The organism is Caldalkalibacillus uzonensis (assembly GCF_030814135.1).
GTDB lineage: Bacteria > Bacillota > Bacilli > Caldalkalibacillales > Caldalkalibacillaceae > Caldalkalibacillus > Caldalkalibacillus uzonensis.
Map to the genome: position 1 here is coordinate 18,061 of NZ_JAUSUQ010000004.1, position 11,897 is coordinate 29,957.

The window sequence follows — 11,897 nt, forward strand, 5'->3', positions numbered from 1 at the left end:
ATATGGAAAGAGAACGACAACTATTTACAATGGAAGATATGAAGGGAACTTACAAGAAAAAAGACGCTTGGTGGACTGTCATTCTTGTAGATCCTATTGCCTCCAGGCTTGCACTTCCAGTGGCGAATTACACAAATATTACCCCCAATCAACTATCAATTACTTCGTTTATCATTGGCCTGATTGCAGCCTATAGCTTTTTCATCGGTTCGGCAGCTGCTCTTATCGTCGGTGCCATTCTTTATCATATCAGTTTCATCATTGATTGTATGGACGGAAAGATCGCTAGATTAAAGAAAAGCGGCTCCATGTTTGGGATGGTCTTGGATATCAGCCTCGATCATATTCGTGTTGTACTTTGTGCTCTAGCCTTAACGTTTGGCCAATTTAACCGTACAGATGATATTACGTATTTATACTTGGCCACTTTTTTAATTGTTGTCTATTTCATCCGTCATATCAATGCCCTTCATATCTATAAAATCAGACGGGAAATGATGAAAAAGCTAAATAAAATGAAACGAAAAATTAATAAGCTATTAAAAATACAAATAAATGAAGAACTGGACCAAAAAGGAAAAGAAATGACGTCAGATCAACCTACTTCAGTGAACGAGTCTACTGAAAAGAATAGACAGGAAGCAGAACATGTGGTAGAAGAGATAAAAGATCATATGTTGCCTAAGAAAGCAAAGTTTGATTTACAAGCAAGATTTAAAGCTAAATTCCAGTGGTATCTTTCAGTTCGCGATTTCTTGTTAAGATATCGCATTCGTCCCCATCTGTTTAGTGGTATTGAATTCCAGATGTTTATTTTTATCGTTGCTCCCTTATTAGGTATACTCAAGGAAACAATCATTGTAAGCTGTGTTTTACTATTATTATTTGAAATACCTATTGTCTATAAACTATGGCTAAGTACAAATGATTATGAGCGGCAGATGAAAAGCCTTCAAGAAAAGTATGATGAGCTTCAGGAAATGGAGTTAAGCGAAGTATAACGGTACGCGGAGGACCCTCTTATGATAAAACCGTTCCCAATTGTTGTTGCTCATCGTGGCGCATCCGGTTATGCTCCTGAGAACTGCATTTCAACTGGCTATTGAACAAGGCTGTGATGCCATAGAGCTTGATGTTCATCTCTCAGCTGATCACGAACTTATTGTGTGCCATGATCCTTCTATCAACCGAACTACCAATGGGAAAGGATTAATTAAGGATTTGACTGCTAAAGAATTAAAACAATATGATGCTGGTTATTGGTTTAGTGATGAACTTTATGGACAAAAAATTCCACTTTTAGAAGAGGTTATTGATATCGTGCCTCTCGATGTAAATTTAATCATCGAAATTAAAAATATCCCCCACCGATATGAAACAATAGAACAAAAACTAATTGATGTCCTTATTAATACAAACCGAATAACCAGTTCCATTATCATTTCATTTGACCATCACTGCCTGCAGAATATCAAGACAATGGCACCTGACCTCAAGATCGGTTTGCTATATAAAGTAAACTTAATTAATCATTACCGTTATACACAGCTGTTTAATCAACAAATATATTCCCTGCATCCTCATTATCGGACAATCTCCGAGAGCCAAATACATGAATCCATCACACATGGTCTTAAAGTTTTTACCTGGACTGTTAACCGAATAGAGGATATGAAACAACAAATAGATAATAAAGTTTCTGGTATTATTACAGATTTCCCTGATAAGCTTGGAAAGCTACTCGTAAGTTTAAGGAACGAAGCTAATAATAATTGACCAGCTTTTGAGCCGAAAAAAGCTTCCCCTATCTGAAGGAGAAGCTTTTTAATCATCAACGCCAGAGAGAGCCCAGGTCATATGTTCCTGTGAATAAGTGAATGTTCCCCCATAAACAAACTCACTTTGGCCACCTTGTTCCACGTAAGCAATTAAATAATACTCACCTTCCTCTAAAGGCTGTTGATTAATGACCCCGTTCCAGTGTTCAAGCTTCACTTTGTCACTTACACCCACATATGTTCCTATCGACCCCATAAACTGATGTTCATCAGAGAAAATCCAAAACTGAACAAGGTCTGCATCATTTTCCAGTTCCAACTTCAACTCAAATAGGCGAGGACCTTTGCGCTCCAGGGAGAAAAATGATTGCTCAGTTGATGCTGTGCTTGCTTCACGCTGCTGACCTGCATCCTCATCTGCTTTAATATCCTCATCTTTATCCACATGTTCTTGCAACTTTTTTAACGCCTGCCACAGGTTTAACCGCCCTGGCTCATTTTCCCCTGTGCTCATATCTTGATGCAATCCGCTGTCATACTCCAAACGGTCTGTCTGTATTGCTGTTGCTCGTAACAAGTCCTGCAGTTCATCTACAGTTAACGAATCTCTCAAATCCTCTTGCGCCTCAAGTAATAAAGCTAAGGCGCCTGCCACATGAGCAGCAGAATTTTGGGCTCCATCCGTTACCGCGTAACCATGGGGATATTCAAGCTGATGAGTACTGATGGTGCTTAATATTCTCTGTCCTGGCGCCAAAAGATCTGCTTGATCAGCCTTATCCTCCTGCTCATCGTTTTCCATGACAGCATGGTCTGCTAAGTTGATTAGCTTCATATCAATAGATATTTTATCTTCCCCATCTTTAAGGGCCTGGTAAACTGCGTAGGCCTGTTCATAAGATATAGCGAAGGTAGGCAAGGGAAGGCCGGGGATCACAAGGGAAGGTACCTCACCCTTTTCTGTCATATAAATAATAACTGCTGCGGCTCCTGCTTCTTTTAAGGCTTCAATATAGTCAATATAGGGAACCTGTTGATCATTCATAATGGCAATTTTACCTTTGATATTAAGTTTTTTTATGTCTTCCAGCTCTTTAAAAGCAACATACTCAATATCATATTGTTTGTTTGCCAGCTTGTTGACATCCTCATCACTGCTGTAGCCCACAACATCAATATTATTGAGATAAACGTAATCGGAAAAAACAATGTCCGCCTCATACTCAATCAATGACAGTGGAACCGAGCCGACCTTTATCGGTACATAAGCTGTTTCAGTGGCCAAGGTGGCAGGGTCAACCGGTGCACTCATCTCAACAGATGTTACCACAAACGTGTTCTCTGCTTGGGCCCAGTGCAAGGCCTTACCCAACGCCCAGTCCGGTTCTGCCCCGGCAAGGGAGAGATTGATGATGTCAGCTTCATCCTGCACAGCCCGGTCCAAGGCAGCCAGGACACGCTCTGTCGTACCCGCTCCACCCGGTCCGATGACCCGGTAGGCGAGCAGAGTTACTTCAGGAGCAATCCCGCTCAGGGCACCATCGGCAGCAATAATGCCCGCAATGTGGGTGCCATGTGTCGTCGGCTCTCCACCCGGGTTGCCCACTGTGGTCTCTTGCGGATCATCGTTGTTGTCCACAAAGTCCCAGCCTTTATACTCATCAAAGGCATTCTTCAGGTCGGGGTGGGTGTAATCCACACCCGTATCCACCACGGCTACTTTCACATCTTTGCCTGTATAGCCCCATTCATCCCTGACCCGGTCAAGTCCTCTCAGCGACGGGGCATCCATCACCTCAGGATCGTACTCATAAATCAGCCCCTTATCCAGGTCCATGTCAACTGTATAGGTCACATTAGGATACACAGCCCTGACCCCTGGGGTGACGAGAAGCTGGGGAATAGTATTGGCTGGCAGGGTAACCGCCATGCCCGAGAAAAGATACTCATATTCTGTCCTGACCTGTGCTTTAGGAATAGCCTCTTGAATGTGAGTGATGACATGGCGACGCTTACTGGCCAAATACTCCCGTGTTTGAGAGATGCCCATGTGTTTCGCTTCTACGAGAGAAGGAGACTCAATTTCGACAATAACCGTGACAGAGGAGGGACTAAACAGATCATACGTGCCATAGAGGGGTGCCAACTGACCGGCCAGGTCCCCCTTCTCGTCCGCATTAGCCTGTGGAATATATGTAAACAAAAGGACGGCTATGAGACATAACACGCCCCATTTCTTATTGAGCGGATGTGTCATGATGAGCACCTAACCTTTGTTATTATAGGCATTTATGTCTATTGTACACTAGATGGCTAAAAAATGCTAACCAGAACTTTACATCACAGTGAAAAACACTTAAAAAAAGATTTACAACATGTAGATTTTTTCCTATTATTGTTCTTAAGAAGGGAAAGGAGTCGACTTATGACAAAGAAAGTCATCATCATCATTATTTCAGTTATTGCCGCAGCAGTGCTTGGGGTTGGCATTTACGGTTATTCATTGTACAGCTCTTTGAACAAAACCACAGAAAACATCTACGAACCTCTGGAACGGGGGGAAACATCCAAACTGAGGGAAAAAAAGCCAGATGAAGATGATCCGATCTCAATTCTATTACTCGGCGTTGATGCCCGGCCCGGTGAACGGGGACGAACAGACACGATCATGGTGATGACAATTAATCCTCAGCAAAAAAATGCCTATTTGTTAAGTATTCCCAGAGATACCCGCACTGAAATTATTGGGCGGGGGGTTCAAGACAAAATTAACCATGCCTATGCCTTTGGCGGTATTGACATGACCATTGACACCGTGGAGAATTTCCTGGATATTCCGATCGACTACTATGCGCTGGTCAATATGGAAGGGTTCGTCTCCATCATTGATATTCTTGGCGGAGTGACTGTTGATGTGACCCAAAACTTTGATTATGACGGCCACTCCTTCCGTGAAGGGGAAATGACCATGGATGGGCAAGCGGCCTTGGCTTATTCCCGCATGCGTAAACAGGACCCCCGTGGTGATTTTGGGCGCAATGACCGGCAGCGCCAAATTATTAAAGCACTGATTAGCGAAGCGGCTTCTGTCAAAACGTTATGGAAAGTGGATGACATCATGGAAGTGATCGAAGATAATGTCCGTACCAACAAAGATCAGGAAGATATTAACCGCTTAAGCAAACACTATCTGGATGCTGCCCGTAATTTAGAATCGCTCACCCTGAGCGGACAGGGACAAACGATTAATGGTGTTTATTACTTTATCGTCGACGACACCGAGCGGCAGCGTATCCAGTCCATTTTAAAAGATCATATGCAGTTGAACTAACAGCTTACCCCCGGGCAGCTTGGTGTCTCCCGGGGGTTGCACTTACTCTTCCGTATAAAACACAGTGCCTATCAACTTCATCGTTCCACTTGTCACTTCAATATTAAAGCCAATCTCGTAGAGATACGGAAACTGGCTGTACCGCTCTCTACTGACCCCTTTGATCAAACCAATTTCATGCAGTCCGTCCTCTCCCGCACTTATACTGTCCAGAATGACCCCATCGCTTGCTACCTTAAGATCAGCAGTAAACTCAGAAGACAAATCAACCAAAAGATCAACAGCCATGGCGCGGGGATGCTTAAAATGGGCCACTTCTCCCGGTGTCAGCTCAATGATATAGTTCGACACACTATATTCCCCAACACGCAATGCGGGATTACGGTAGGGATCATCCACCTGTCCCCCGGCCCGTTGCCCAGTATGATCAAGAGGCTCAAACATCACTTCAGCTTGAGCAGGGTTACGTTCCAACACATGACCATGATTTTGAGCTACTGGGTAACGATCCCCAGGCAATTCTATCACTTCAGCTTCTTGCTTGCGGTTATTAAGCACAGAGCGTATGGCATAGGCCAACGCCTGATGGCCTTCAAGGGTTAAGTGTTCATCTGCATCTGCTATGCGGTTCACATCTCCAGCTTCCAGATAGCCGCGGGCATCCACCAGCTCAGTTCCCCAGGTATCAGCCAACATACTTAGTACTTGATAAACTGACGCTGTACTTTCGGACTGGCTTGTGAATTGGGCAACATTAACGAGGATAACTTCAATGTCTTGTTGGCGCAACTGCCTGATCAGATTTTCTACTGCAGCCAATTGGTCCGGATCTGCATCATAACCAATAATTGCCAAGTCATAAGCAGGATCAAACAAATTCCTTTTTCCTCCATCCTCTTCTATTCCCAGACCCAACTGTACCAGCCCAAAATGAAGAGAGGCACTGACGCTGGTATAATGATGAACGACAAGGTTTGGTTTAGACAAATTTAGATCAAGATAATCATAATTGTAGGCGGGGTTAAAGATCATATCCGCCCAATCCACATCATCGCCGGGGTGCAACAATCCCGGGCCAAATACGGCGACGCGCAGGCCCGAGTTGTTCAGCCATAACCTTTCTTTACTCTCTGGAATGCGGGTTGTGGGGATATCCAGCTCCCCGGCTTGGATCACCTCCCGGACATCACCTCCCTCTGCTTTTACCGTGGCCAGTAAAACACCCCCTCGATGTATAGGAGCTGTAAACGTATGTAAGGAGAAAGTGTTTAAATCCAGCATAATGTATGTATCGCCATTGTCTGCTACTTCTACGCTGCTCTGATCTATGACTATGGTGTCACCAGTGTCAAACACAATGCTCCCCTCACTAAGCACCACATGAAGTCCTTCACTGTGCTCTTCTTCAACGTTAAACCCTACAATTTCTTCTATTGCAGCGTAGGTGTCCCGGTGCGTGTCTGCTCCCATGTGTTTAGCCGTTTCCGTACTGGCAGTAGATGCGGTCAATGGAGTAGGGGGCCAAAAAAACTTTCCATATATCAGGAGGGCTAGAATAGATAATATTAATACTGTAAGCAAGGCCCCTTTTAATTTCTCTAGCATACTTACATCCTTTCTCCCTTCTATCATTTTCCTTCTATTATACACTACTATGCACCGTTTCCTAGATTCTTCCCTTTATTTAAACGAAAAAAAGCAAGGGCATAAGATCCCTTGCTCAAGACCCGCTACTTATGATCGTTCTCTTATTTACTCAATGTCCAGGACAGGTAACTCACCCTCATCTTGAAAAAGCTTCCTGTTCTCCTCTTCCAGCTCTGTATGGGTTTTCTGCTGTTCCAGCTGGGCCTTGATCACTTCAATGGTGTAAGCTTCCTCCTCCGACACGGTTTGAACCGGCTTCAAAATAATCATAAAAGCCATCACTGCGGCCAGTATCACCACTGGCCAAGCGAAACCGAGTCCCCTTTTCATGAATGATCAGCCTCCTATTTCACATATTCGTTGCTTGCCAGGAGCCGCCCCGGCGAGAATCTGCCCCGCCGTGAACCTGGCCTCCTTCATCAACGTATAGGGCTTGAATGCCTCCGAAATAAAAGGGGGAATTCATCCTACGGTAGTTGATGTTATAACCCCTGTTTTGCAAGGCCGAAATCACCTCTCTGGCCATATGTTCTTCCACATAGACGACCTGGTCTTCCACGTAAAAGCGGGGCTGTTCAATCGCTTGTTGCAAGTGCTGGCCCCCATACAGCCAGTTGATCAGCACCTGCACCAACATCAAGGGAATCCGCTTCCCTCCCGGCGTACCGATACCCAGTACCGGCTTTCCTTCCTTAGTTATTATCACCGGTGTTATATACGTCCGCGGGCTTTTGCCAGCTTCGGGTGCATTGAGGGAAGCTTCATTTTCGCTGAAATTTTTGAGCTGATTATTCAGGAAAAAGCCGTCCACATACACCCCTGAGCCAAAAAACTGGCTCAGGGTATGGGTAGCCGAGACCATCATGCCGTCCTGATCGACAATGACAAAATGGGTGGTGTTCTGATGATCTTCTTGATCGGCAGGTGTCTGATCCGCCGGATAAGAGGACAGTTCACCTTTGGTGATCCCTTGGACCAAATAAGAGACGTAATCGTCGCTGATCAACTCCTCAGCCGGTACATCAACAAATGCCGGATCGGCAATATATTGCAGCCGGTCCGCATACACCTGGTGGGCGATCTCACCCAAGAGATGGATATAGTTCTCCTGTTCTTTAAGCAGCTGATCCAGATCAAACGCTTCAGCCATTTGCAGCGCCTGAATCAAGGTAATGCCAGCTGTAGGGGAATCGGTGGCCAAAACCTCGTATTCCCCAAAGGTGCCTTGCACCGGTTCCCCTTCCCGGACGCGGTACTGCTTCAAGTCAGCAGCGGTGATGCCCCGTATCCGCTTGGCAATATGCTCGGCGGTCTCCCCTTCATAAAAGGCTTCTGCACCTTCATCCCTGATCCGCTTTAATGTGGCGGCCAGTTCGGGCTGTTTGAGGGTGTCACCGGTTTTTAGCGGCTCCCCAGCGGGGTAAAAATGGCTCAAATCTTCCCCGGAAAGATAGGACTGGTACAAAGCCAGGCGTTCGGCCAGGAGACGGTCAATTTGAAAGCCCTCTTCAGCCAGGCGGATGGCTGGCTCCATCAACTCATCCATGGGCATTGAACCGTACGCCTGATGCACGTGCTCCATGCCTTGGACCAATCCGGGAATGCCAACCCCCTGTTTTGGCATATTTCCGGAAAAAGGAGCCACTTCCCGGTAATGGAAGGTTTGCGGCTCCCGCCCATCTGCCGGATGGACCAGCATGACCCCGCCACCGCCAATGCCTGATCCATAAGGCTCCACAACCCCTAAGACATAGGAAACCGCGATAGCGGCATCGACCGCATTGCCTCCCTGCTCTAAAATGTTCATACCTGCTTCAACAGCTAAGGGATGGGCGGCACTGACACCGAAGCCCCCACCCTGTTCCTTATTCTCTTCACTTTTCTCCCCTGCTCCGGCTTCTTGCTGTATCCGGGTCTCTGTACCAAAAGAGGCTCGCTCCAACCGCACATCAGAGTCTGCATGAAACAGGGTCAGCACATCTTCACCCCCTATGACTGCCGCCAGGAAGAGAGAACAGGTGAACACGGCTCCCAGCAACCATCTGGTATTATTCACGGTTGCCGGCTCCTTGTGAAGGAATGGTGGGCAGCTCCAGAACCAGCTTATTCCCGTCCCGCTGCCAGTCTTGGTCGATCATTTTGGTCAGCTGTCTGAATATCCGTTCCCGATGGTAAACACCGAGGGCTCCGGTCAAAGGACGTGGAGTGGCTTCCCGGATGAGCACGGGAATCAGTTCAATTCTGGTGTTTCCTTCTGTATCACGTTGATACTGGACCATGACACTCTCCCTGGTCAGGGTCCAGCCCTGATCAGCAATAAAGTTACCCAAACTGTAGAAAATCACACTGTCCTGATAGATCTCAACTGGGGCCAGCACGCCGGGATGGTGGCCAATAATGACATCTGCTCCCGCTTCCACCATAGCCCGGGCAAATTCTGTTTGCCGGGGATGAACACTTCCGTCAAAGGCCTGTCCCCAATGGACATGTACCACAACCAGGTCAGCCTGTTGAGCCGCTTCATGAATGAGCTCCAAAAAGTAGGCCGGGTCTGCCGGGAGTACACCGGGACGTTGCACGTGGGGAATATCCCCTGCCTCGTACACATCCGTAAAGCCCAACGTGGCCACAGTCATACCGTTCACGTGTTCTAAAGCAATCTGCTGCGCTTCCTCAATGTTTTGACCGGCCCCGACGGTTTGCACCCTGGAGAAGCGAAATGCCTCCACTGTATCCGTCAGGCCCTGTTGCTCACCTTCCAGAACACCAGCGTTAGCCAAATTGACCACGCTAAAATTCATCCGCTCCAGTACGCTGACAGGCTCCCGGTGATGGGTGACACTGAGCGACGGATCGGTTTTTTTGTCTTCCGTATGCAACAGGATCGCCTGGTTAAAGTTCCCGGTGACATAATCAGCCTGTTCAAAATAAGACTGCACATAGCGGAACAGGTAGTTATAGCCTTGCTTGCTGGTGACTTCCTGAACGAAACGGCCAAAGGTGACATCCCCGACTAAGACCGCAGTCAGTTGCGGATCTCGCTCCTGTTTCACTTCGCCTGTTGCTCCGTCCTGCTGGTGTTCATATTCTGCATCGCCAGGGAGCTGAACAGCCAGAATCACCACGGCAGTGGCCACCAGGGCAACCAGGCTGTGCTTCACCGCCTGTCTTTTTTGCTGCTTGATCCATTTGATAAACCGTTGCTTCCAGCTTAGCTGTTTTGCCATAAGGTCTCACCTCTTACATGATCACATGATAGACCAGCATGAACACAAAGGTCAGAGCGCTCATCAACAGGGTGCTGCCTACAGTGGGAAGCACACCTTGCTTGAAAATGCCATTGGCAATCAGCCCTGGAACGATCACACCGATACCGGTCAGTTCATGAACTTCAAAGGGAACCAGTGGATAAAAATAATCAAACAACAGCTTAAGTGTGATGCCAACGGTCATCATGGCCGCAAATTTACGCCTTCCGTACAAGATGGTAAAGCGGCTGAGCACCTTGGCCACAATTAAGTACGTTAAAAAGCTGATCAAAAAGACAAGAACCAAAAAAACCGGTTGGTCAAAAATAAGCGCCAGATAACCGGGAACAATCAATCCTGCGGGCAACACACCCGTTTTTTCTGCATAAATGAGACTTAAAACGATACCAATAATCAGTGACATATACAAATCGCTTCCTAACACTGTTTACCCTCCTAGCTCATGATGATGACCTTGTCTTTTTCTTGAGAAGCAGATTCCTTCTCTTCTGCTGTTTGCTCAAATGCTTGTCCGGTATGTCCGTTTTGCTCCTGTTGATGAGAGTCAACAGTCACTGCTGCTTCGCTCTGGGCTTCATCTTGTGTGATTTGAGCCTGTCTGGCTTGCTGGTGCAAGGCTTCAAACCATTCAATCAGCGGCTCCCCTGTGCCATGGATGTTGCCAACGCCATAGATAACGCGGCCGGCCAGCTTGTCCCCAATTTGTTCAATCACCTCCTCAGTTGTACAGCCGTCCAGATCCAGCATCTGTCGGGCGGGAATTTTTCCTTCTTCATAGGCCCGCCTGATTGGTCCTGTGCTTTGCCCCACCAATACCAGGATATCCGTTTCGATATGGGGCAGAACGTCAGCGGCAAATTGTTCGGTCCGGTCTACCCGGTCAGGGCGGCAGTTCATGATCACCATGGGGTCAGCCGTGGGATAGCCCAGCTCCTGGATCCGTTGCCAGATGTTCAGTGTGGAGGCAGCATCGTTGGCTGCAAATCCATTGACAAAAAAGCTGTGATCTCCCAATGGCAGCACACGTAAGGCGCCCGGGTCAGGATGGGCTTTCAACATGCCCCGTTTGGCTGTTTCTTCATCTATACCAAGGGCCTGAGCCACTGCCAGGGCGATTGCTGCATTATCCGGAAAGCAAACATAAGTAAACTGGCGCAAATAATCCTCCGTTATTCTAGATGGGTCAGCCACAATCACCTGGGTATTCCTTTCCATAGCTACCTGTTCAAAATAAGACCGATAAGGACCATCCGTAATAACCAGGTGGCCATCATAGGGAATGGTGGCCGTAAAAGCTTGGGCCACTTCATCCAGTGTAGGGCCGAGCACATCCATATGGTCTTCCAGCACATTGACGATCACCCCAACATTGGCCTGCAGCATATCCTGCTGGAAGGTAATCTGGTAGTCCGGATGCACTGCCATGCATTCACTGACCAAAGCTTCCGCTCCCAGTTCAGCCGCTTCAGCCACCACCATTTTTTGTTCGCGAATATTGGGCCCTTCCAACCGCCGTATAATCGGTTTTTCTTCATCGGTAAACCAGTAAATCATACGGGCCGAAGTCCCTGTGGTTTTACCGACCGTTTTCAAGCCTGCTTCGGTTAATATCCCTGTGATCAATCGGGTGACGGTCGACTTGCCTCTCACTCCGTTAACATTAACGCGGATGGGGATGGCGTCCAAATTTTTTTGATGGCGCCGTTTTTCCCATATACCCAAGCCCAATAAGATTGCTAAAAATAGAAGGATATAGAACATGACGTCACTCTCCCTCTTCGATTAATCCTTCCTTTAGTTTCTCCTTCTTCTTTCGTAATAGTTCTTATTTACTATTTGCATATATCCTTCCTTCCATAGGCCCGTGGCAAT

Annotated in this window: 9 protein-coding genes and 1 pseudogene; 3 read left to right on the forward strand and 7 right to left on the reverse strand. The window is 47.0% G+C overall.

Annotated features, from left to right (window positions below; genetic code table 11):
• Nucleotides 1-2 precede the first annotated feature (2 nt).
• Together J2S00_RS06370 and J2S00_RS06375 are read left to right on the forward strand one after the other, a co-directional pair.
• Nucleotides 3-1,001: a CDP-alcohol phosphatidyltransferase family protein gene (locus J2S00_RS06370; RefSeq protein ID WP_307336993.1), complete on the forward strand. Its 999-nt coding sequence runs from the start codon at nt 3-5 to the stop codon at nt 999-1,001.
• A 55-nt stretch (nt 1,002-1,056) separates the two neighbouring features.
• On the forward strand, nt 1,057-1,776 hold the full coding sequence (locus tag J2S00_RS06375; RefSeq protein WP_307336995.1) for a glycerophosphodiester phosphodiesterase: 720 nt from the start codon (nt 1,057-1,059) through the stop codon (nt 1,774-1,776).
• A 48-nt stretch (nt 1,777-1,824) separates the two neighbouring features.
• Here the strand turns inward: J2S00_RS06375 and J2S00_RS06380 are convergent, their stop codons facing one another.
• Nucleotides 1,825-4,035: a S8 family serine peptidase gene (locus tag J2S00_RS06380; protein WP_307336998.1), complete on the reverse strand. Its 2,211-nt coding sequence runs from the start codon at nt 4,033-4,035 to the stop codon at nt 1,825-1,827.
• A gap of 168 nt (nt 4,036-4,203) precedes the next feature.
• Here J2S00_RS06380 and J2S00_RS06385 point away from each other — a divergent pair, with 168 nt between their 5' ends.
• Nucleotides 4,204-5,109 (forward strand): LCP family glycopolymer transferase, encoded by a 906-nt coding sequence (locus J2S00_RS06385; protein ID WP_307337001.1) that lies wholly within the window; start codon nt 4,204-4,206, stop codon nt 5,107-5,109.
• A 42-nt stretch (nt 5,110-5,151) separates the two neighbouring features.
• Here the strand turns inward: J2S00_RS06385 and J2S00_RS06390 are convergent, their stop codons facing one another.
• The 6 genes and pseudogenes from J2S00_RS06390 to pgsB all read right to left on the reverse strand — a co-directional run.
• Nucleotides 5,152-6,714 carry an SGNH/GDSL hydrolase family protein gene (locus J2S00_RS06390; protein WP_307337004.1) on the reverse strand — a complete coding sequence of 521 codons (1,563 nt, stop codon included), beginning with the start codon at nt 6,712-6,714 and terminating at the stop codon, nt 5,152-5,154.
• A gap of 147 nt (nt 6,715-6,861) precedes the next feature.
• On the reverse strand, nt 6,862-7,086 hold the full coding sequence (locus J2S00_RS06395) for a hypothetical protein (protein ID WP_307337007.1): 225 nt from the start codon (nt 7,084-7,086) through the stop codon (nt 6,862-6,864).
• Nucleotides 7,087-7,105: 19 nt separating this feature from the next.
• Nucleotides 7,106-8,812, reverse strand: a complete 1,707-nt coding sequence (gene ggt / locus J2S00_RS06400; protein ID WP_307337008.1) for a gamma-glutamyltransferase — start codon at nt 8,810-8,812, stop codon at nt 7,106-7,108.
• Nucleotides 8,805-9,983 carry a CapA family protein gene (locus J2S00_RS06405; protein ID WP_307337013.1) on the reverse strand — a complete coding sequence of 393 codons (1,179 nt, stop codon included), beginning with the start codon at nt 9,981-9,983 and terminating at the stop codon, nt 8,805-8,807. Before J2S00_RS06405 ends, ggt begins: the two co-directional genes overlap by 8 nt.
• A 13-nt stretch (nt 9,984-9,996) precedes the next feature.
• Entirely contained in the window at nt 9,997-10,449 is a 453-nt protein-coding gene (gene pgsC, locus J2S00_RS06410) for a poly-gamma-glutamate biosynthesis protein PgsC (protein WP_307337015.1), read from the reverse strand.
• Between the two features lie 203 nt (nt 10,450-10,652).
• Nucleotides 10,653-11,786, reverse strand: a pseudogene (gene pgsB, locus J2S00_RS06415) (poly-gamma-glutamate synthase PgsB); the annotation flags it as partial.
• Between the last annotated feature and the right edge of the window lie 111 nt (nt 11,787-11,897).